Source organism: Archangium lipolyticum (genome assembly GCF_024623785.1).
Classification (GTDB): Bacteria; Myxococcota; Myxococcia; order Myxococcales; family Myxococcaceae; genus Archangium; species Archangium lipolyticum.
This window is the reverse complement of the sequence record NZ_JANKBZ010000028.1, coordinates 113,452-136,297: the sequence shown is the minus strand read 5'-3', so window position 1 is coordinate 136,297 and position 22,846 is coordinate 113,452. Positions and strand designations below refer to the sequence as shown.

Genomic DNA, 22,846 nt, shown 5'->3' with positions numbered 1-22,846 from the left:
ACTGTGTATCACCCCGCGGCGGGAATGAGGGTGCCGCAAGTGACGCAGGCCCGGCCCGCGTACCCGGGCGTGTGGCACCGGGGGCACCCCGCCCGCTCGCCGGACGCGGCCGCCTTGGCGGCCACGGCCGCTGGCTGCTCCGTGCGCAGCTTGGGCAGCCGCATGCCGCAGCGATCGCACACGGCCCCGGAGGCCTGCACGTTGCGGCAGTAGCGGCAGACGACCGCGCCCGTGGGCGCCGCCGTCTTCAGCCCGTCCGAGGCGGCCCGCCCGGTGTCCATCTCCTGCATGGGCGCCACCAGGACGTTGCCCGCCGCCGCCGAGCGCCCCGTGTCCAGTTCGGGTACGGGCTGCACGGCGACGTTCTGCACCGACTGCAGGCGCGTCACCTCCAGGTCCGGGATCGCCGCGGTCTGCACCGGCGCGCGTCCCCCCGCGAGCTGCGTCTGCTCCAGCTCCGGCAGCGTCGCCACCGCCACCGCCACCGGCGCCACCGCCGTCAGCTTCTTTCCACAGACTTCACACTCGGTGCCCTGAGCCTGCTGGTGCTCGCACACGGGGCAGATGATCATGACCGAGAGGTTAGCGGCCCCGCTCCACCCGGGCAATGCGCCCCAGGAGCTCCGCCGCACGGTCGTGACGGAAGGAAGACCCTCACCCCAGCCCTCTCCCAGAGGGAGAGGGGGCATGCACGGCCCGCACGCTCAGTGCAGGAAGTCGGACGGCGGAGCGCTCGTCATCGGGACGAAGCGCACCCCCAGCAGGTTCTCCACCCGGGCCGCCTCCCCCGCGGGCGGCCGGGTGACCCGGATCAGCTCCTGCGTTCCGTGCAGCGGCCCCACCGGCAGCACCAGCCGTCCTCCCGGCCTCAGCTGCTGGTAGAGCGCGGGTGGCAGGCGCTCGGGAGCGGCGGTTCCCAGGATGGCGTCGAAGGGCGCCTCCTCCGGCCAGCCAGCCGTGCCATCGCCTACCCGGAAGTGGATGTTGCCGAAGCCGAGCCGCTCCAGGCGCTCCCGGGCCGGGCCAGCCAGCTCGGGCACCACCTCCACCGAGTACACCTCGCCACAGAGCTGCGCGAGCACCGCCGTCTGGTAGCCCGAGCCCGTACCGATCTCCAGCACCCGCTCCCCCGGCTGGAGGTCCAGCGCCTGCGTCATGAAGGCCACGATGTAGGGCTGGCTGATGGTCTGCCCATGGCCGATCGGCAGGGGCGTGTCCTGGCCTGCCACGTTCCTCATTGCCTCCGGGACGAACTCCGCCCGCTCCAAGCGGCGGATCGCCTCGAGCACACGTTGATCGGAGATGCCCTGCCGCCTGAGTGCTTCCGCGAGCTCCACGTCACCCATATGCGGCAACCCTAACCACGGGGAGAACGTGATGCAGGCCCTTTCCCGCCCGGATGATGACCAGGCGGGAATCAGTGCCTCCCCCTCCTCACTGGGCGAGGCGGAAGGATTCGTCCGGGTTCGAGGGGGCCGAGACGGTCGGCTCGAGGATGCCTTCCTCCACGATGGGGGGGATGCCAACCCCCGCCAGCTCGAGATATCGCCGGATGAGGCGCAGGCGGGCCCGCTCGAAGGCCCGGCCGTCGTCGGGCACACGCCAGGCCGCGGGGATGAGCTCGCGCGCCACCCGCCGCGCGAAGGCCGGATCTCCCGCGTCACTCACGAGCTTCAACCACTCGTAGTCCTGCAGGCCGAGGCGGATCTGCTTGAGGCGCATGGACGGCAGCGGCACGTCGGTGGTGCCACCAATGACGGAGACCGTCCCCGGATAGAAGAGCGTCCCGTCCCCATTGCCCCCGTAGGTGTACTGATCCGTCCACGCCGTGGAGAGCATCTGCGCCACCTGGTAGTAGTGCTCGCCCGTGGCGCCCGACAGGAAGGACACCCACTCCATGGCCCGGGCCTTCGCCGCCGGGCGATCAATCATGTACGAGGGCCAGCCCTGGGCGGGCGCGTTCTCCGGGATGACGCCACCACAACCGTGGCTCAAGCAGCTCTGGTAGAGCCACAGCTCCCGGTTCGGCAGCGCGAGGAACGATTCGTACCGGGGCCGCTGATCGCCCACGAACGGCGCCCTGAGCCCATCGATGAAGTTGACCGCCACGACGAGGATGTCGATGTGGTCGATCGTCCCGAAATGCGTGGCCTCCTGCTCATTGGAGGTCACCAGCGTGCGCAGCTGCGGAGCCACCTGCCGTGACTGGCTGGCGCGGGTCCGCACCTGGTCGAAGGTGCTGAAATAGGGAGGCTCGTCCGCCACGAAGTTGAAGGCGATGGGCAGCCAGCCGCGCGCCTCGGACTGGGCCGCGAACTCGGAGATCCGCTCGGGCTGTTGAGGCCCCAGGAACTGCAGGCTCGTCATCCGCGCCCGAGGCAGGCGCAGCGGCGCGGTCCCCCAGAGGAACGGACCCCACCACGCATCGAAGGTGGCCCAATCGGGGATGTCTTCGGGATCGAACTGGCTGGAGATCGAGACGCGGTGCTCGAGCCCCATCCGCTGGAAGGACGACAACAGGGGATACAGGACCTCGGACGAGCACTCGCGCTCGCCGGTGTAGGCCTTGCACACGCTGGGCGACCAGAGGATGAAGTGCGTCCGGAGTGACGCCGTGCTCGGCATCTCCACGTCCAACACCGTGAGGGACACGCTCACCTGGGTGCCGTGCTCGTTACCCCACACCTCCAACGTGCCGTGGTACTCGCCAGGAGGCGCGTCCATCGGGACGTGCACGTCCACCCAGAGGGCACGAGACTCGTGCGCGGGGACGTCCAGGGGAAAGGCCCGGCGCTTCTCTCCCACCGTCTCGTCGACGTCGGGGATCAGCCCGTCCGGCCACAGCCCGGTGTCCGTGTACACCGTCGACGTCCGGGTGATGGGCAGCAACGTCTCCCGGTAGAGGACGATGTCGGCTTCCTTGATGAGGATGGGGCCATCCAGCGCGGTGAATCTCGCTTGCACCCCGCTCCACCCGGACGCTCCCCCGTGCAGCCCCACCTGGAAGGAGACGAACTCGTTGCGCGCCGCGACCAGCCGCACGCCCGTGTGGGTCTTGGGTGGCGTCTGGGGCCGCACCTTCTCCATGGCGCTCGCTCCCCAGGCCGAGGGGAGCTCCTCCGCCCAGGCGGGAAGTCCGGTCACCAACGCCAGCACACCTAGAACGCAAGGAAGTGTTCTCATGGTGTGTTGACCATGGGAATGAATCCAGGAAGTGACCTCCTGCCCATTGGTGCCATGTGAACAAAGGGAGTGACGGTCAGGCGGGCCGGCGCGGAGACGGCCGCCGCTTCCCCGAGGGGGCCTCGCAGAGGGGGGAGCCCAAAAGAGCTCCACTCCCCGCTTGCGCTTCCGGAAGTCGCGTGGTGGGAATCGGCACGGGAGAGCCGCTCATGGACACCACCACCGACGAACTGCTCCGCCTCGCCTTCGACCATGCCCCCGCCGTCGAGGCCAACCAGGCCATCTCACGCATCCGGAACCAGCAGGGCGACGAGCTCTCCGGAGCCACCAGCTACGAGCTCGTCCTCCCGAGCGAGAACGTCCGCGCCTGGCTGCTCGACTACACGCTGCCGCGCCTCGTGGACTACCTCGAGTCGAGCGGCGCGAAGCTGCCCCACTGCGGCGGCGTGTTCCTCTCCGTGTTCGCCGGGGACACCCTCCACTTCATCCACGCCCGCGACGTGGTGGAGCTGCTCTCCCGGTGGAGCGGCCTGTCCATGGCCGAGCTCAAGCAACGCTACGGGCCCAGGTAGCCCCGCCGCTCCCCTCCCCGGACTCCCGCGCCTCCGCGGCGTGTTATCCCTCTCTCCGCCATGACTCCCACCGAGCGCCTCTACTTCAGCGATCCCTTCCTCTTCCACTTCACCGGACGCGTCCTCGCGCATGGCACGTGGAACGGCACGCCCTCGGTCGTGCTCGACCGGACCGCCTTCTACCCCGAGGCCGGTGGCCAGATGGCCGACCGGGGCGTGCTCGGCGGCCTCGCCATCCGCGACGTGCAGGTGGATGACGCGGGCCTCGTGCACCACGTGCTGGAGACGCCCGAGGGCACGCGGCTCCCCGAGGTGGGCGCCGAGCTGTCCGGAGAGATCGACCGCGTCCGCCGCCGCGTGCACATGGCGCTGCATACCGGCCAGCACATGCTGTCCCGCGCGCTGGTGGACGTGGCCAACGCCCAGACCGTGTCCTCGCGCCTGGGCGAGACGCTGTGCACCATCGACGTGGACCTGGACGTGCTCGACGAGCGGCGCGTCGCCGAGGCGGAGGAGCTCGTCAACTCCATCATCGATGACGACATCGCCATCCGCGCCTTCTTCCCCACGCCCGAGGAGCTGGCCGCCCTCCCCCTGCGCCGCGCCCCCAAGGTGACGGAGAACATCCGCGTGGTGCAGGTCGGTGACTTCGACGTGTCGCCCTGTGGGGGGACCCACTGCACGCGCTCGGCCCAGGTGGGCATGGTGCGCGTGCTCGGCGTCGAGCGCTACAAGGGCAAGGGCCGCGTCCTCTTCTCCGCTGGCCGCCGCGCCCGGAGCGAGCTGTGGAACGAGGCCGGCACGCTGCGCTCGCTCGGCCGGGCCTTCTCGTGCGGACCGCTCGATGTGCCCGCCTCCGTGGACAAGCTGCGGAGGGATCTCACCGACGTGCGCGAGGCCCTGGGCGCCGCCCGGGCGAAGCTCGCCGAGTCCACCGCCGCCGAGCTGGCCACGCGGTTGGAGCAGTCTCCGGACAAGCGCGTGGTCGCGATGCTCGAGGGCGCCACGCCCGAGTACCTGCGCTCCGTCGCGGCGCGACTCACGAACCGGCCCGAGGCCGTGGTGCTGCTCGCGGGCCATTCCCCCGAGGGGCTGTCCGTGCTGATCGCCCGCGGCAGTGGCTCCAGCTTCGGGTGTGGTGCCTTCCTCAAGCGCGCCGCCGAGGCCGCCGGTGGACGCGGCGGTGGCCGCCCCGAGCATGCCGAGGGCCGCCTCCCCCCCAACACCGACTGGCCCGCCCTCGTGGCCTCGCTGCTCGGCTGAGATACCGCATCCACGTTCCCCAGGAAGGCGAACCTGGGGCACTTCGGAACCGTGGCGCTCCGCCGCACACCGCTCGTGTAGGGCTGCCAACGCTGGACGTACCGCGACGTGAAAATCTCGACGCTGCCCGTTCACTGGCGATCTCTGGAACGGAGCGATGACGGGCGGTCGCGCGGCCAACCTGTCACGATCCCCCGCATGTTCCCCCTGACGGATACGAACCGCTCCGCGCCGCCACGACTCGAGCAGCTCCTCGAGTCCGTCACGGATGGTGTGCTCGTACTCGACGTCCAGGAGCGTCCCACCTACCTCAACGTCAGCGCCGAACGCATCCTGGGCCGCTCCCGGCAGGAGCTCCTGGGCCAGTGTCTGTGGCGCACGCTCCCGGCGTTGGCGGAGACGGCGCTCGGCAGGGCATGCCAGGACGCGCTCGCCCGGAGGGTACCCACCACGGTGGAGGAGTACCTCGTCTCCCTGGGCTCCTGGCTGGAGGCACGGGTGTTTCCCTCCGAAGAGGGCCTGCTCGTCATCCTCCGGGACGTGACGCCCCTCAAGCAGGTGGAGACCGAGTACGCGCGCCTGCACGCACTCGTGATGAGCGCCCCGGCGGTGGCCTTCGTCACCCGCGGGCCCCAGCACATCTTCGAGCTGTCCAACCCGCTCCACCGGCAGCTCCACGGCGGGCGGGAGATGGCCGGCCGGCCCGCCCGCGAGGCCCTGCCGGAGTTGGAGGGCGAGGGCCTGTTGGAGGTGCTGGACCGCGTCTACGTCACCGGCGCCCCCTTCATCCTGGAGCAGGTGCAACTGAGGGTGGAGGGCCCCAACGGCCGGCGCGAGGAGCGCCTCTTCCACCTTACCTGCCAGCCGCTGCGCAACGCCGTGGGAGGGGTGGATGGCGTGGCCGTGTTCGCCTTCGAGGTGACGGAGGTGGTGCGCGCCCGCTGGAGGGCGGAGCGGCTGGCGGAGGACCTCAGCCGCAGCGAGGCACGCTTCCGCTCACTGGTGGTGGCCACGTCCACCATCCTCTGGACGATGGACGCCTCGGGCACCTTCCAGGAGGACTCCCCCACCTGGTGCGGCTTCACCGGCCAGTCCTACGAGGAGTGGCGCAACGGCGGCGGGTGGATGGAAGCCACCCACCCCGAGGACAGGGCCCGGGTCTCGGCTGTGTGGAAGCGTGCCTTCGCCACCCGCAGCCTCTACGAAGTGGAGTACCGCCTGCGCCGCGCGGATGGGACGTACACCCCGGTGGTGTCGCGCGGCGTCCCGGTGATGGAGCTGGACGGCTCCGTGCGCGAATGGGTGGGCACCATCACCGACATCACCACGCAGCGGCGCGCGCGCCAGGCGATGGAGCTCCTCTCCGAGGCCAGCGCCGCGCTCTCCTCCACCCTGGAGCTGCGCCAGGCGCTGGAGCGCCTCACCCGCGTCCTGGTGCCGCGCTTCGCCGAGTGGTGCGGCATCTACCTGCGCGACGGCCAGGGCCACCTCACGCGGGTGGCCTTCACCGACGTGGATCCCATCCGCGCCCTGCGGCTGCGCAAGGCGGGCCGGCCCCTGGAGGACACGCCCCACGGGCCCCTCGCGGTGCTGGAGAGCGGCCGGCCCGAGCACCTCCCCGCCCTCACGGAGGAGGCGCTCGCCTCGGAGCCGGACGAGGCCCGGAGGGAGCTGCGGCGCGCCTTCGTGGGCCTGAGGGGCCTCGCGGTGCCCCTCGCCCTGGATGGGCGCGCCTTCGGCGTCCTCGTCGTGGCGGCGGGCGAAGGCTACCGCCCCCATGACGCCGACGATCTCCGGATGGCCGAGGAGCTGGCCCACCGGATCGCCATCACCGTGGAGCACGCGCGCCTCTTCGAGCTGGCCCGCGAGGAGCGGGACCGGGCCGAGGAGGCCAACCGCGCCAAGGACGACTTCCTCGCCACCGTCTCGCACGAGCTGCGCACTCCGCTCACGGCCATCCTCGGGTGGACCAGCATCCTGCGCACCAGCACGCTCGAGCCCGACAAGCAGGCGCGCGCCCTGGAGACGGTGGAGCGCAGCGCCCGGTCCCAGGCGCAGATCGTCGATGACCTGCTGGACATCTCGCGCATCGTCGCCGGGAGGATGCGTCTGGAGGCGCAGCCGGTGGAGCCGAAACGCGTGGTGGAGGCGGCCCTGGAGGCGGTGCGCCCCACGGCGGCGGCCCGGAACATCCAGCTCGAGTCCCAGCTGGAGGCCGGCGTGGGCACCGTGCGGGGAGACGCCCACCGGCTGCAGCAGGTGGCCTGGAACCTCCTCACCAACGCCCTCAAGTTCACACCCGAGGGAGGCCGGGTGACGGTGCGGCTGCGGCGCGAGGAGCCGCACGCGGTGTTGGAGGTGACCGACTCGGGCAAGGGCATCTCCCCCGACTTCCTCCCCCACGTCTTCGAGCGCTTCCGCCAGGCGGACGGCAGCGCCAGCCGCCGTCACGGGGGCCTCGGCCTGGGGCTGGCCATCGTGCGCCAGCTGGTGGAGCTGCACGGTGGCACCGTCCAGGTGCACAGCGAGGGCGAGGGCCGCGGCTCGCGCTTCACCGTGCGGCTGCCGCTGTCCGGCACGCGCGCCACGGAGCGGCCTCCGTGCCTGCTGTTGCCCGAACACCTGCCCGAGCTGTCCGGCGTGCGCGTGCTGGTGGTGGAAGACGAGCTGGACACCCGCGAGCTGCTCCGGGTGCTGCTGGAGGAGCGCAAGGCGGAGGTGACGGTCGCCACCTGCGTGGCCGAGGCCTTCGAGTCCCTGGTGCGCTCCCCACCGGATCTGATCGTCTCGGACATCGGCATGCCGGGCGAGGACGGCTACGCGCTCATCCGCCGGGTGCGCGCCCTTCCCCCCGAGCGGGGAGGCCAGGTGCCCGCCGCCGCCCTCACCGCCTTCACCCGGCTGGAGGACAGGACGCGCGCCCTGGCCGCCGGTTTCCAGGTCCACGTGCCCAAGCCCGTGGATCCGGCGGAGCTGGTGATGTCGCTCGCCAACCTCGTCAACCGCTTCGCGCGGCGCTGAGCGCGATCCGCTCGCGCATGGCTCGGCGGGATTCCAGACCTCGCGGGTTCCGTTGGATGAGAATCCGTCTGGAATTCAGGACTCTCGTGATTTTTCGTGTGGCCGATCAGCCACCTCCGGGGTCCAGCGCGATTTTCAATCAATTAACAATTGGGTATCATCGCCGCGCTGCGCTGGCGGCGAGAAGTCCAGGGGAAACCTCTCCGGGTGTCAGACGTCGGACTCCTCCAACACCAGCGAAGCGAGCCCCTCCCGGCCGCTGATGCTCCTCCCAGCAAAGTGTCAGCCGACCGGGATCTCCCTCGACGCAGTCCGGTGGAGTTCCCCATATGTCCATGCTGTGGCCACGCTGGCCCCTGCTCCTCGCCGCGCTCCTCACGGCGGGCCCCTCCCTCGCGGGTGAAAAACTCACTCCGCTCTCCCAGTCCTCGCTCCTGCAGGTGCGGAACCGGGAGCCGTCTCGCGTGGCGGAATCCCTCGCGCTCCTCAAGGCTCAACGCCGCGACCTCGGGCTGAAACCCGAGGATGACTTCAAGCTGGCGGGCGCCCACACGGATCGCTTCGGCCAGACCCATGCCCACTTCCAGCAGCTCCACCAGGGCGTACCGGTGTGGGGCGCCATGGCCATCACCCATATGAGCCCGGCCGGAATGCGCCTGCCGGTGACGAAGGAGGGCCTGCGCACGGGCATCCGCGTGGGCCTGCGGCCGACGGTGGACGCGGCGAGTGCCATCTCCCTGGCCACCCTGGAGCTGGCCCCGGGCGGCCTCATGGGTGCCGAGCCGAAGGCCGAGCTCGTCATCTATCCCCAGACGCGGCGGGTGAAGCTCGCGGACAAGCCCTACGCGGAGCTGAACGCGGTGGACTTCGCCGAGGAGGTGACGGGCTACCGGCTCGCCTGGCACGTCCACACCGAGCTGGACAACCCCAAGGACGGCATCGTCCACACGGACTTCATCCTCGACGCGCGCACCGGCAAGGTGATCAAGCGGTGGAACTCGCTGGAGACGGCCGCGGCCACCGGCAAGGGCCTCTCGCAGTACAGCGGCGAGGTGCGGCTCGACACCTGGCAGCATCCCGACGGCAGCTTCGAGCTGCGCGATACGACCCGGAGCTCCGGCGCGGGCAACCGCACCTATGACGTGGCGCACGCGCGGGTGGACCTCGGACTGCCCGCCACGCTCTACCCCTACATCGACGCGGACAACACCTGGGGCGACGGGAACAACTACAAGGATGGCGGGCCCACGCGCGACGACAACGGCCAGACGGCCGCCGTGGACGCGCACTTCGGCCTGCAGTCGACGTGGGACTATTACAAGAAGATCCACGGCCGCAACGGCATCGATGACCGGGGCACGCCCACCTACAACCGGGTGCACGTCGCCAACCTCTACAACAACGCCTTCTGGAGCGGCGGCTGCTTCTGCATGAGCTACGGCGACGGCTCCTACCCGGCGCCCGGCGGCGTCAAGTCCCTGGCCTCGCTGGACGTGTCCGCCCACGAGCTGAGCCACGGCGTCATGTCCCAGACGGCCCGGCTCATCTACGCCGGCGAGTCCGGCGGCCTGAACGAGGCCAACTCCGACATCTTCGGCACCATGACGGAGTTCTGGGTGCGCAACGGCCGGGGCAACACCATCGGCGACACCGGGGCCAACTGGACCATGGGTGAGGATCTGTCCGATTCGCCCATGCGCTACATGTACAAGCCGAGCAAGGACGGCGTGAGCCCGGATGCCTGGTCCCCCAGCCTCAACAGCATCGACGTCCACTTCAGCAGCGGGCCGATGAACCGCGCCTTCTACTTCCTGTCCCAGGGCGCGAAGAAGAAGACGGACACGCCCGACGACTACGCCAGCGACTTCCTGCCCAGCGGCATGACGGGCATCGGCAACGACAAGGCCGCGGCCATCTGGTACCGGGCCGTCACCGTCTACCTGTACCCGTCGGCCAACTACAAGATGGCCCGCACGGCCAGCCTCGAGTCGGCGGCGGACCTCTTCGGCTCCCAGTCCAACGAGTACCACGCGGTGGAGAACGCCTTCGCCGCCATCAACGTGGGCTACACCGGCGGCACCTATGACGACCGGACGCCCCCGTCGGCCACCGCGAGCGTCTCGGGCAATGCGCCCGTCCTCCAGCTCAACGCGACGGCCACGGACAACGTGGGCGTGAAGCGGGTGGACTTCTTCGTCGATGGCACCCAGGTGGGCACGGACCCCTCGCTGCCCTTCAGCATTCCGTTCGACGTCTCCATGCTCGACAACGGGCCGCACGATCTCTCCGTGGTGGCTCACGACGCGGCGGGCAACTACACCCTGTCGGAGGGCTACACCTTCACGGTGGCCCACCGCATCACCCAGCTCCTCCAGGATCCCAGCTTCGAGAACGACGGCCTGGGCTGGGAGGCAGAGCCCCGCGGCAACATCAACAACCCCATCAACACCGCGCGCACCGGCACCGCCATGGTCTGGCTCAACGGCTATGGCGAGGTGCACAAGGACAACCTGTACCAGGACGTCACCATCCCGGCCTCCGCCACCCACACCTCGCTGTCCTTCTGGATGAAGCTGGAGACCGATGAGCCGGGCCCCGAGGTCCGGGACACGCTCGTGCTGCAGGTGCGTGACACCTCGGGCGAGGTGCTGGAGACGCTCGCCACCTGGTCCAACCTGGACGCCACGCTCGGCTACGTGCAGCGCAGCTTCGACCTCAGCGCGTACGCGGGCCAGACCATCCGCGTGTACCTGGAGGGCAACGAGGACGAGCAGGACGCCACCGGCTTCCTCATCGACGACTTCTCGCTGCGCGTCATCGACTCGCGCGACACCGAGGCCCCGTCCGTGGTGGCCCATGTCACCACCTCCGACAGCCACGTGGAGCTCTCCGCGGAAGTCTCCGACAACGGCTACGTCGGCGCCGTCGAGTTCTTCCTGGACGGAGAGTCCCTGGGGCAGTCGGCCGGGTCCTTCTCCAAGCTCGTGGAGCTCTCGACGCTGAGCAACGGCATGCACACCCTCGTGGCCCGGGCCACGGACTCGGCCGGCAACACGACGGATTCGGCCACGGTGCGCTTCGTCCTCGACACCACCCGCGGCCAGATCATCCGCAACCCGAGCTTCGAGAACTACACCACTCCGATCTGGTCCCTGGGCACGACCCGGACCGGGTCGATCGGCTTCTACAACAGCATCCCGCACGAGGGGGCGATCCACATCCTCTTCCGGGGTGACCGGGGTCCCAACAAGTCGGCCCTGTACCAGACCGTCACCATCCCGGCGAACGCCTCGGCGGCCACCTACAGCTTCTGGCTGCAGACCATCAATGGCGCGTTCTCCGACGGCAAGGTGCATGACACCTTCAAGGTCCAGGTGCGGGATTCGGCCGGCAAGGAGCTGCGGACGCTCGCGACGTACTCGAACCTGGACAACAGCGACGACTATGTCGAGCACCGCTTCGACCTGAGCGCCTTCAAGGGACAGACGATCCGGCTCTACTTCGAGTCCGAGTTCGTCGCCCCGCAGATCCCGGGCTCCGCCGCGTACTTCCTCCTGGATGACGTCGAGCTCCACGTCTCGACCGCCACGGACGTGCAGCCCCCCGCGCTGACCGCTTCGGTGGATGGCTCGTACGGGACGATCCAGCTCAACGCCACGGTGAGCGACAACGCCTGGACGTCGAAGCTCGAGTTCTTCGTGGACGGCAACCCCGTGGCCGAGCGCATCGACCCGAACGGCACCTACCAGATTCCGTTCGATGCGACCGGGCTGTCCAACGGCTCCCACACGCTGATGGTCAAGGCGAAGGACATCTCGGGCAACGAGTCCCAGGCGGAGGCGTCCTTCTCCATCCTCCACGCCAGGACGGACGACACGGCCGCGCCGGTCGTCAGCTCCGTCACCGCCGACCGCGTGTTCGAGTTCTTCACGCTCAGGGCCAACGTCAGCGATGACACGGGCGTCACCCACGTGGAGTACTACGTGGACGGAGTCCCCGTGGGCCGGGGCTACGCGCCGGCGTACGAGCTCGTCTACAAGGCCGTCCTGCTGGCCGAGGGCCAGCACACGGTGAAGGCGCTGGCGTACGACGCCTATGGCCACTCCGGCGAGGGGACGACCACGCTCGAGTTCACGCCGCCCTTCCTCACCATCTCTCCCGCCCGGGTGGTGGTGGCGGTGGGTGGCACGGCCAGCTTCTCCGCGAGCGTGGAGAACGCGAACGACACGTCGGTGAGCTGGGCCGTGAAGGAGGGGAACACCTGCGGCACCATCACCGCCACGGGTGCGTACTCGGCCACCACGACCGCTGGCACCTGCCGCATCTCCGCCACCAGCAACGCCCACAGGGCCACGAGCGCCACGGCCACCGTCATCGTCTACACCGGCGACCTCAACGGCGACGGCATCGTGGACGGTGAGGACATGGGCCTGATGGCCCAGGCGTACGGCAGTGACTCGAGCCAGCCGACCTACGACACGACCGCGGACCTCGATGCCGACAGCTCCGTGAACGACAACGACGCCACCCTCTTCGTCAGCCAGTTCGGACGGTAATCCATGAAAACGTTGATCAAACTCATTGTTCCGCTCCTGCTCGGAACGCTCGTCGCCTGCGGCGACCCGGACGCGGGCCCGGTGACCGTCTCGCCGAAGACCGTCTCGGTGAAGGCCGGTGACAGCACCTCCCTCTCCGCCACCGTCCAGGACGCCAAGGAGCCGCGGATCCTCTGGTCGGTGGAGGGTGGTGACGGCAACGGCACCATCACCAGCTCGGGCGTCTACACGGCGCCCACCACGGCGGGCACGTACACCGTCGTGGCCACCAACGCGGTCGACACCTCGAAGAAGGACACGGCCACCATCACCGTGCTCCAGGCCGTGGTCATCGCCATCGAGCCGTCGTCCGCGACGCTCCCCACCGCGGGCAGCACCACCTTCACCGCGCGGGTGACGGGGGCCGATGACACCGCCGTCACCTGGTCCCTCCTGGAGGGCGCGGCCGGTGGCACCATCACCGACCAGGGCGTGTACACGGCGCCCACCACGCCGGGCACCTACACCGTCGTCGCCACCAGCGTGGCCGATCCCCGCCGCCAGGGCACCCTCCGGGTGAACGTGGTGCCGGTGACGATCGCGCTCACGCCCGGGACGGACACGGTGGATCAGGGCGCGGTGGTGGAGTTCTCCGCGAGCGTGACGGGCACCCCCAACACGGCGGTGACCTGGTCCGTGGAGGGCGGCGCCAACAACGGCACCATCACCAGCTCCGGCATCTACACGGCGCCGAACATCGAGGGCACGTACACCATCCTCGCCACCAGCGTGGCCGATCCCACGAAGAAGGGCAGCGCCACCCTGACGGTGCGCCCCATCGCCGTGAGCCTCACCCCGGCCCAGCCGAGCACCCACACCACGGGCAGCCTGACGTTCTCCGCCTCGGTGACGGGCACCAAGGGCAGCACGGCGGTGACCTGGTCCGTGGAGGGCGGTGCCAACAACGGCACCATCGACGGCTCGGGCGTGTACACGGCGCCCTCGCGCGGCGGCACCTACACCGTCGTCGCCACCAGCGTGGCCGATCCCACGAAGAAGGCCACCGTCCAGGTGACGGTGGTGGGGGTGAACGTGACGGTCTCCCCGGAGGAGGCGACGCTCGACCAGGGCGCCACCGCGACCTTCACCTCGGAGGTCACGGGCACCACGGGCAGCACGGCGGTGACCTGGTCCGTGGAGGGCGGTGCCAGCAACGGCACCATCACCAACTCGGGCACCTACACGGCTCCGAACCGCAAGGGCACCTACACCGTCATCGCCACCAGCGTGACGGACACGACCAAGCGGGACACCGTCACCATCACCGTCCCGGACGTGGAGATCTCCCTCACGCCCACCTCCAAGACGCTCACCGCGCGTGAGTCGACCACCTTCACGGCCACCGTGAAGGGCACCACGCGCAAGGGAGTGACCTGGTCCGTGGGTGGCGGTTCCAGCCGCGGGACGATCACCGCCGACGGCCTCTACACCGCCCCCGCCGCCGCCGCCGGCCGGTTCACGGTGGTGGCCACCAGCGTGGGTGACCCGACGAAGACGGCCTCCGCCGTCGTCACCGTGCCAGCCGCCACGGGCATCACCTACGAGGATCCGCAGAGCACCGGCTGGAGGTTGATCAAGAACGCCGCGCTGTCCACGGACAGCCGCCTCGTGCTGGACCTGATGGCGCCCGCGGGGACGTTGGGCCGGGGCGTGGATCTGACGCTCTCGGCCGACCAGCCTCGCGCCTCCTGGGCGAAGCTGAGCAGCGGGGACTCCGAGTACGCGCTCAACCACGCCTTCGATCTGGGCAGTGGGCCGCAGCTCTTCAAGAGCTCCGTCAAGGAGAGCACCCTGCTCGTGGGCGCGTTCCAGAAGGGCACCGCCGCCCCGGCGGCGTCCTTCAACGGCCCCGTGCTCTCGGTGGCGCTGGACCTGAAGACGGGCCCCGCTTTGCCGTCGGGCCCGGTCCGGCTCCAGGTCTCCAAGGCCCATGCGCTGCCGGAGAACGGCACCCTGAGCCCCATCGACGTGGCCGTGGGCTCGCTCACCGCCCGGTGAGCTGAACCCTCGCGTTTCGCAGGATGAACGGCGGCCTCATTTCAGTGAGGCCGCCGTTTTTTATTTTCAACGGAGCCGAGAGGAGTTTCTCTCGAAACTTCGGAAAAAACCGAACCTTCGCTGGAGTGACGAAGCGCGGAAAAGCTACACTCCGCGCCAACCCGGAGGGCGCATGAATACCCAAGGAAACAGGTTCACCCCCGTTGTCCAGCACTCCCAGCGGCACGGTGCCAACCTCGCGCTGCAGCGTTTCCTGGAGCAGCACCCGGCGATCGAGTCGGTCCAGGACTTCATCAATCACTGTCATGCACGGGGCGGCGAGGCCCTCTTCCACGGCAGGTGCCGGGAGCTCGGGTTGGATCCGAACGAGCTCTACACCAGCCGTACGGCCGAGCTGGCCGACTGGGTCTGCATCGCCTCGGAGGAGCCCGCCACCGCGGAGTCCCTGCTCGCCGTCGGCTGAGCGGACCGGCCTACCCCACCCTGGCGAGGGCCAGCCGGCCCTCCCAACGTTCCTCGAGAGCCTTCACCAGTCCCTGGTGTTCGGGAGCCTTCAGTGAGGGATCTCTCGCCAGGATGCTCCGAGCCTCCTGCTGCGCCATCGACAGCAGATCCCCATCCCGCGCGAGGTTCGCCACCGCCAGCTCCGGCATGCCGCTCTGCCGCGTGCCGAGGAACTCGCCCGGGCCGCGGATCTCCAGATCCTTCTCCGCGATGACGAAGCCGTCGGTGCTGTGCTCCATCACGCCGAGCCGCTCGGAGGACACCATCGACGAGCGCGCCAGGTTGGCCACGAGGTAGCAATAGCTCACCGCCGCGCCCCGGCCCACGCGCCCGCGCAGCTGGTGCAGCTGCGACAGGCCGAAGCGCTCGGCGGATTCGATCACCATCACCGACGCGTTCGGCACGTCCACGCCCACCTCCACCACGGTGGTGCAGACGAGCAGCTGGATGGTGCCGGCCCGGAAGGCGTCCATCACCAGATCCTTCTCCTCGGGCTTCATGCGCCCGTGGAGCAGGCCCACCTCCACGCCAGGGAACACCTGCCGCAGCTTGTCGGCGCCGCGCGTGGCGTCCTCCAGATCCAGCTTCTCCGACTCCTCCACCAGCGGATACACCACGTAGGCCTGGTGGCCCTTCTGCACCTCGGACGCCACGGCCTCGTACACACGCGCGCGCTGCTTGTCGTTGAAGACGCGCGTCTTCACCGGCGTGCGCCCCGGCGGCAGCTCGTCGATGATGGACACGTCCAGGTCCCCGTACAGCGTCATCGCCAGCGTGCGCGGAATGGGCGTCGCCGTCATCACCAGCACGTCCGGGTGCACGCCCTTGCTCATCAGCGTGTGCCGCTGCAGCACGCCGAAGCGGTGCTGCTCGTCGATGACCACGAAGCCCAGCTTCTGGAAGCCCATGTCCTCCTGGACGAGCGCGTGCGTGCCCACCGCCAGGTGGATCTCCCCGCGCGCCACCGCGTCGCGGATCTCCCGCTTGCGCTTCGCCGTCCCCGCCGCGCTCACCAGCCCCACCTTGTAGCCCAGCGGCTCCAGCAGCTTGCGGAACGTCCGCTCATGCTGCTCCGCGAGGATCTCCGTGGGCGCCATCACCGCCACCTGGTAGCCGTCCTGCAACGCCAGCAGCGACGCCACCACCGCCACCGCCGTCTTCCCCGACCCCACGTCCCCCTGCACCAGCCGGTTCATCGGCTCGGGACGGCCCATGTCCTGGGCCACCTCGCCAATCACCTTCTTCTGCGCCCCCGTGAGCTGGAACGGCAGCGCCCCGCGCGCCTTCTCCAGCCTCGGCTCCGACACGTCGAAGGTGATGCCCTTCTCCTGCTTCACCCCCTGCCGCTTCAGCCCCACGCCCAGTTGCAGGAAGAACAGCTCGTCGAACGCCAGCCTCCGGTGCGCCGGGCTCAGGTGCCGGTCCAGCATCTCCGGATCCGCGTCCTCCGACGGGAAGTGGATGGCCCGCAGCGCCTCCGGCAGCGTCATCAGGCCCAGCTTCTTGCGCAGGCCCTCCGGCAGCGGCTCCTCCACGTGGTTCGAGTAGGACTCGCTCACCACCGAGGCCAGCTCCCGGAACATCCGCTGGTCTCCCCGCTCGAAGCCCGGGTACACCGGGACGATCCGGTTGAAGTGCACCGAGGACCCCTCAAGATCCTCCGCCGGTTCGATCTCCGGGTGCGCCATCTCGCGCCCCGACAGCGAGGCCCTCACCTCTCCGGACAGCACCAGCCGCTTGCCCACCGGAAAGCGCTGCTTCAGCCACGGACCCGCGTTGAAGTACGTCGCCGCGATGCTCCCCGAGCGGTCCGCCACCACCGCCCGGAAGTAGCGCTTGCCCGTCCGGCTCGGCACGAAGTCCGCCAGCTTTACCTCGCCCACCGTCACGCCCCTCTCCCCGGGCATGAGCTCCGCGATGGAGAGCAGCTTGCGCCGATCCTCGTAGCAGCGCGGCAGCAGGAAGAGGATGTCCCCCACCCGCTTCAGCCCCTTCTTGTTCAGCGCCGCCAACAGACGCGGGCCCAGCTTCTTGCCCATCGTCTTCAGCGGAATCGCCAGCGGCCCCGAGCGCGGCGCGATCGACAGCAGCTTCGCCTCCGCACGGGACTCCTCCTGCCCCTTCGCCACCCGCTTCTTGCGCTTCCCCGACGTGGGTTTTTCCGCCGGCTCGGGCTTCTTCGACTCCGCGGCAGGCGGGGGTCTCGCGAGGGTCCGTGTAGGGGGCGCCGGGGCTCGGAGAGGCGCGGTTCTGCTCCCGGGGGGCGGAGGGGCCGGGGCCCTCGATTTCCACTCGGGGACTACTTCGGGACGACCCTCACCCCGTCCCTCTCCCAGGGGGAGAGGGCTCGACCCGGGGCCCGAGATACCCTCACCCCGTCCCTCTCCCGGAGGGAGAGGGGTGGTTGGGGTTGGGGGGGTGTTCGCTACCTGGGCCAGCTCGTCCGGAAGCTGGACTCCACTCAGCTTCAGGCCCGCCACCACCCTCCGCAACGCCGCCTTGCGCCTGTCCAACGTCGGGTGGTCCACGTGCGGCAACGCCGCCCGCAAGTGCTTCAACGCCTCCGCGTCCACCCCCGTGGCCCCCGCCAGCGTGCGCTCCAACAGACCGCGCAGGTCCTTCACCGTCGACAGATGGGCGAAGTCACTCCGGCAGGCATATTTCAGGGGTCCAACGAGGCTGGCGAGCGGGTGGTTCACAGGCGGATCCGAACGTCTCATCCTAAGGCGAGGTCAGCTCTCCGCCACCAGAACGACACAGGGGAGCGAGCTCGTGCCCGCTCCCCCGTCTGGTCGCCCTCGCGGCGACGGTTCAACTCTCGGAGGACTCGTCCTGGGGATCCTCGAAGCGGATCTCCTGGACCTCGTACTCGCGCACGCCACCCGGGCTCTGCACCGTGGCGACGTCGCCCACCTTCTTGCCGATCAGCGCCCGCGCCACCGGCGAGGTGACGGCGATCCACCGCTTCTTCAGATCCGCCTCCAGCTCGCCCACCAGGCGGTAGGAGACCGTCTTGTCCGTCTCCACGTCCAGGAGATCCACCGTCGCGCCGAAGACGACCTTGTCCCCGCCCAGCTTGCTCGGGTCGATGACCTCGGCCCGGGCAATCCAGTCGTTCAGGTCCAGGATGCGGCCCTCGATGTGCGACTGCTTCTCCTTGGCCGCGTGGTACTCGGCGTTCTCGCGCAGGTCCCCGTGCGCGCGCGCCACCTCAATCTCCTTGGAGATCTTCCCGCGCTCGACGGTCTGAAGGTGCTTCAGCTCCGCCTTCAGCTTCCGCAGACCCGAGGGGGTCATCGGAATGTTCCCGCTCCCACTCATCGAAACGACTCCTTCCCACGCCAAAAGGTGAACGCCCGGCCCCACCACCCTCCTTCACGATGGCGGCGGCCGGGCCGAAAGGGAAACTGTAAGAGGACTTTGACAGGCTGGTCAACGAAACCCGCCCATCGCACAAGCGACGATGCGGCACTCGCCCTACCGGCCGGCCGGACTTCTGGCATGCTGCCACACCGTGCTGTCCATCCAAGAGCTCCGCGCCCTCGGCGCGTCACTGTCCATGGGGGCCTTCCGCCGTCAGCTCGGCCCCTTCGTGTTCATCCAGCGCTCGCCCGGCCTGCCGTCCGCCGCCGTGCTCGAGCCCACGCGCGTGGCCTCGTCCGAGGCCATCGAGCGCGGCATGCTCACCCTGCTCTTCGAGTTCGAGAACCTGCTCATCACCACCCTCCCCCCGCTCGACCGGGTGGAGGAACTGAGCGTGGGCCGGCTGCCGGACTGCGACCTGTTCATCGACGACACGTCGGTGTCCAAGCGCCACGCGGTGCTCAAGTGGAACGAGGCCCAGGGCCGCTGCACGGTGAAAGACCTCGGCTCCACCAACGGCACCTTCCTCAACGGGCAGAACCTCTCCACCCGTGAGGCCACGCTGAAGGACGGCGACATCCTCAGCTTCGGAAATGTTCAGTTCTGGTACCTGCTGACGGACACGCTGCACACCCGGCTGGGCGCCGGGAAGCCTCCGCCGCGCTGAGCCTCAGCGCTGCTGCTGCTGTGGCTGCCAGCCCGCCGCGGGGTTCTTGCGGGCGGTGGCGAAGGCGGCGTGGAGCGCGTCCACCTCGCCGCCCACCTCGCCCGCGTACTGCACGGCGTGGATGTTGTAGAGGTCCTGCACGGCCTCCAGCCGCCGGAACACATCCTTGAGGCCCGCGCGATCCCTGGACTGGAGCGCGCACTGCGCCTCGCGGTCGCGGAACTGGTGCAACCAGGCGGTGCGGAACCGCATCCACTCCTGGTCCACCTTGCGAGCCGGCGAGGTGCGCACCAGGGTCTCCCGCTCGGACTCGAGCTGCTTCCAGAGGGAGTCCGCCGCGTCGAGGCACTCGCGGTAGGAGAGCACCTGCTCGGCCGAAGGCTTCTTCTCCGGCGTCATCGCCGCCACCGAGCGCGTCACGCTGATGATGATCGCCAGGCAGAAGACACTCACCACGGCGATGTAGAGGCCGTAGGCGGCGACTCGGAAGGGGCGGTAACGGGGGTCTTTCCGGGGATCGGGCGCGGACACGGGGCCCGTCTTACGACCGCGCGCCCCTCGTGGCAACGTCCGGGTGAACGGCCCTTCTGGACGCGCAAGCGGCATCTGTCGAAGAATCACCACCATTGCACGAGGTGCGGGGGGCGGTGGTCGGGATGAACGCGGGTGGGCGGCATCCCCTCTCCACGTCATGACACGATATGACCTACACATTCGCGCCTCGCCCCGGCAACGAGTCCCAACAGGAAGAAGAATCGAGCCGGGCCGCCCCCTCCACGGGAGCTCCGGCGGGAATGCCGCGGTACCTCCAGCACACCGTGCAACGCATGCTTCAGGCGGAGCACGAGGTGGCTTCCCCGGGAGCGGTCGTCCCGAGCCAAGGCGCGGCCCCCGTCTCGGAAGACGTGCTCGCGGCCTACCACGTGCTGCGCGGGGCGATCTCCCCCGCGGAGTGGGCCCGGCTCAACGGCGCCGCCCGCGCACGGGGGGTCGGCTCGGCGGCCACTCCCGGACAACGGGGACAGGTGCTGCGCGAGGTGCAGGTGCCGCTCGACCGGCTTCTCTACCCGAGGCTCGCCTCGGGTGATGCGGGAGGCGGCAACTGGAAGATCCGTCTCTTCCAGCAGCTCACCTCGGGCGGGGACTCGCAGCGCATTGGCATCCTCCTGGTGGATGAGGTGCTGCGACGCTGGCGCCCCGCGCATGCGGATCTGCTGGGCACCCCTGTCCGCGTAGCGCTGGTGGACCCCCAGGCGGAGACCGCCACGGCCACCTCGCTCGTCTTCCAACTGCGGGGAAGGGCGATTCCCACGCTGGACGGGGCCCTGTTCCTGGGTCAGGTGGACCCGGAGGGAATGGAGGCCGTGCAGGCGCAGGTGGCCGCCGAGGCGGACGGTGTCCGGCAGCTCGCGGAGTTGGACGCGCTCGTCACCCGCGCCATCTCCGACAGCCGGGCGATCATCTCCCGTGAATACCGCCGCGTCGCATCCAGTACGGTGCGAGGGTGGATGGCCTTCCTGGAGCAGCTCCAGGCGCGGGTCTCCGGCTTCTCCCAGGAGCACGCGGACCTGACCGGCCTGGCCATGGGCATCTCCAGCCGGCTCTCCACCTTCCTCACCGCCGAGGCGCGCCCCTTCGCCACCGGGCACGCGGAGGCGATGGCCCGCGCCCAACCAACCGAATCCTACGGAGAGCGCGAGACCCGGCAGATCCACGAGTCCATGGACCGGGCCGGGCAATTGATGCAGGGAGCCTGGTACGAGCGGCTGTTCGCGGGCCAGGAGGTGGTGGCCGCCGGGAACCGGGCCACGAACTATGGCCTCGCGAACGTGATGACCGGAGGCGCGCCGGAGGCCAGCCGGGAGATGCACGAGGCCTTCCGCGCGGGAGACATCTCCCTGGAGGACTTCGAGCAGGGCGTGCACCAGGTCCAGGTGCGCGGAGCCATCGTCGGGACGCTCAACGTGGCGCTGCTGGTGGCTGGCGGCTTCCTCTCGGGGCCCCTGATGGGCGCGGCCCCCACGCTGCTGAGGCAGGCGCTCGTCCTGGGCGGCCTCGGCGCGTTCAGCACGGCGGCGATGATGACGGCCGAGTCCGCCTACACCGCCTACACGCCCCTGTCCGGTGCCTACGCACAAGCGCTCTGGCGGCAACACCAGTACACCCCGGGGCAGATCGCGCGGGCCTCGGCCCTGTCCTTCGGGCTGGGCGCCGCGATGCCGCTGGCGGGGCGGCTGGTGGGCCGGCTGCTCTCGCGCGTGGACGTCCGGGCGCTGCAGACGATGGCGCGGGCGAGCGCGTCCGGGCAGGCGCTCCAACCCGTGCCGGGCCTGTCCGTGCAACAGGTGTCCCCGGGCGTGCTGCAGGTGTCCATCGCCGGAGAGGCGGGCCACATCCACGTCACCGCGGAAGGCTTCACCGTCTTCGGCCCTGCCGGCCAACACGGCACCCTCACGCCCCTGGGGAATGGGACGTGGCGGAGCGTGAGGCCCGAGTTGCTCGCGCAGCACCCCACACTGGCACCGTTCCGCGGCGGTCCCCTCCTCTCTTCCGGAGGAACGCCGCTGGGCGTGGTGACGACGGAGGATGCGTGGCTGGTGCTCTCCCAGCAACACGGTGTGGCGGGGAGGTGGGGCCGCTACGCGCTACCCGCGCAGGCCGCGTCGATCGAGGAGCTGCTCGCGGCGGGGGGGAGCCGCGTTCTCGGGCCCGCGCCGGGCACGCCGCTCGCACTGCCGCCTGGGGCACAGCCACCGGCCGCCCTGCCTTCAGGCGCCGCACCGTGGTTGCTGCCCTCGCCACCCGGGCCCCTCCCTCCACTGCTGCCCCCGTTCCCCATCTCGCCCCAGACGGAGCGGCTGCGTGCCATCGCCCAGGCGCTCACGCGCAGCCACGAGGACATCATGGACATGATCCGGATGGCTCCGAGCAGCCGCGAGGAAGAGCGCTACGCCACGCTGTTGCAGCTCCGCAACGTACACAACGCCCCCTACCCGCCAGAGTTCGCGGGCTACATGCTGGAATCCACCGTCGCCGAGAACCAGGCGGCCATTGCCACGGCGAGGGAGCAGCTCCGGGCGCTGTCTCCAGACGTGGTCGTGGGCATCGAGCGCGGCGGCGCCTTCCTCGCCGAGGCCACGACCTTCGGCGACGAGCTGCTGCGTCCCCGCCTGCGTGCCCTGCCGAGCGTGAAGGCTCCCAAGACGGCCAAGACGAAATACGACACCGCGGCGATGCGGCAGTCCTTCGAGGCCCTCATCCAGGGTGGGGCGCGTCACATCGTCGTGGTGGACGCGTACATGGGCGGGCGTACGGCCGGCGAGCTGCGTGACACCATCTACAAGCCGTTGGTGCAGCGCTACCCGGACGTACGCATCGACACCCTGTGGTTGCGAGAGGAATTCGGTTTCGAGCGATTGGGTGGCATGGGCGTGACGGTGAGACCGCCGCGCCAGATCCCCCCGGGCTCTCCGCTGGCACCACGCCTCCAGACGCTCACGGTGCCGGTGTCCTTCGTGCTCGGCGATGACATGAACATGGTGGTGGACCGCTCTCCGGCCTCGCGCGAGCCGCTGCGCATCTTCAATGACCGCGGCGAGGTGATCCAGACCATCCACCCGCGCGAGGGCGAGACGACACGAGACGCGCTGATCCGGCTGCTGAACGGGCTCGGGCCGTGA

General features: G+C 69.8%; 14 protein-coding genes. 8 read left to right on the top strand and 6 right to left on the bottom strand.

What is annotated here, in order from left to right; translation table 11 throughout:
- Positions 1 to 8: 8 nt before the first annotated feature.
- From NR810_RS39755 to NR810_RS39745, 3 genes are all read right to left on the bottom strand, one after another.
- A complete protein-coding gene (locus NR810_RS39755) occupies positions 9 to 572 on the bottom strand; it encodes a hypothetical protein (RefSeq protein ID WP_257460270.1) in 564 nt (187 codons plus the stop codon).
- Between the two features lie 132 nt (positions 573 to 704).
- Positions 705 to 1,346, bottom strand: coding sequence for a protein-L-isoaspartate(D-aspartate) O-methyltransferase (locus tag NR810_RS39750; RefSeq protein WP_257460269.1), 642 nt, complete (start codon positions 1,344 to 1,346; stop codon positions 705 to 707).
- An 88-nt stretch (positions 1,347 to 1,434) separates the two neighbouring features.
- Positions 1,435 to 3,144 (bottom strand): DUF4091 domain-containing protein, encoded by a 1,710-nt coding sequence (locus tag NR810_RS39745; protein WP_257460268.1) that lies wholly within the window; start codon positions 3,142 to 3,144, stop codon positions 1,435 to 1,437.
- 248 nt (positions 3,145 to 3,392) lie between these two features.
- On the opposite strand from NR810_RS39745, the gene NR810_RS39740 reads away from it, so the two are divergent.
- The 6 genes from NR810_RS39740 to NR810_RS39715 all read left to right on the top strand — a co-directional run bounded on the left by NR810_RS39740 (position 3,393) and on the right by NR810_RS39715 (position 15,095).
- Positions 3,393 to 3,755 carry an STAUR_1299 family protein gene (locus NR810_RS39740; RefSeq protein ID WP_257460267.1) on the top strand — a complete coding sequence of 121 codons (363 nt, stop codon included), beginning with the start codon at positions 3,393 to 3,395 and terminating at the stop codon, positions 3,753 to 3,755.
- 60 nt (positions 3,756 to 3,815) lie between these two features.
- Positions 3,816 to 5,018: an alanyl-tRNA editing protein gene (locus tag NR810_RS39735; protein WP_257460265.1), complete on the top strand. Its 1,203-nt coding sequence runs from the start codon at positions 3,816 to 3,818 to the stop codon at positions 5,016 to 5,018.
- A gap of 198 nt (positions 5,019 to 5,216) precedes the next feature.
- Positions 5,217 to 8,039, top strand: a complete 2,823-nt coding sequence (locus NR810_RS39730; protein ID WP_257460263.1) for a hybrid sensor histidine kinase/response regulator — start codon at positions 5,217 to 5,219, stop codon at positions 8,037 to 8,039.
- A gap of 329 nt (positions 8,040 to 8,368) precedes the next feature.
- Positions 8,369 to 12,595, top strand: coding sequence for a M4 family metallopeptidase (locus NR810_RS39725; protein WP_257460262.1), 4,227 nt, complete (start codon positions 8,369 to 8,371; stop codon positions 12,593 to 12,595).
- A gap of 3 nt (positions 12,596 to 12,598) precedes the next feature.
- Positions 12,599 to 14,632, top strand: a complete 2,034-nt coding sequence (locus NR810_RS39720; protein ID WP_257460261.1) for a hypothetical protein — start codon at positions 12,599 to 12,601, stop codon at positions 14,630 to 14,632.
- A gap of 172 nt (positions 14,633 to 14,804) precedes the next feature.
- Positions 14,805 to 15,095: a hypothetical protein gene (locus tag NR810_RS39715; protein WP_257460260.1), complete on the top strand. Its 291-nt coding sequence runs from the start codon at positions 14,805 to 14,807 to the stop codon at positions 15,093 to 15,095.
- 10 nt (positions 15,096 to 15,105) lie between these two features.
- Here the strand turns inward: NR810_RS39715 and recG are convergent, their stop codons facing one another.
- Entirely contained in the window at positions 15,106 to 17,856 is a 2,751-nt protein-coding gene (recG, locus tag NR810_RS39710) for an ATP-dependent DNA helicase RecG (protein WP_257460258.1), read from the bottom strand.
- Between the two features lie 91 nt (positions 17,857 to 17,947).
- Positions 17,948 to 18,457, bottom strand: a complete 510-nt coding sequence (greA, locus tag NR810_RS39705) for a transcription elongation factor GreA (RefSeq protein ID WP_257460257.1) — start codon at positions 18,455 to 18,457, stop codon at positions 17,948 to 17,950.
- A gap of 142 nt (positions 18,458 to 18,599) precedes the next feature.
- On the opposite strand from greA, the gene NR810_RS39700 reads away from it, so the two are divergent.
- On the top strand, positions 18,600 to 19,166 hold the full coding sequence (locus tag NR810_RS39700) for an FHA domain-containing protein (protein WP_257460255.1): 567 nt from the start codon (positions 18,600 to 18,602) through the stop codon (positions 19,164 to 19,166).
- Between the two features lie 3 nt (positions 19,167 to 19,169).
- Here NR810_RS39700 and NR810_RS39695 read toward each other — a convergent pair whose 3' ends face one another.
- Positions 19,170 to 19,697, bottom strand: coding sequence for a hypothetical protein (locus NR810_RS39695; protein ID WP_257460254.1), 528 nt, complete (start codon positions 19,695 to 19,697; stop codon positions 19,170 to 19,172).
- Positions 19,698 to 19,960: 263 nt separating this feature from the next.
- Here NR810_RS39695 and NR810_RS39690 point away from each other — a divergent pair, with 263 nt between their 5' ends.
- Complete coding sequence (locus NR810_RS39690; protein WP_257460253.1) at positions 19,961 to 22,846, top strand: hypothetical protein; 2,886 nt, start codon at positions 19,961 to 19,963, stop codon at positions 22,844 to 22,846.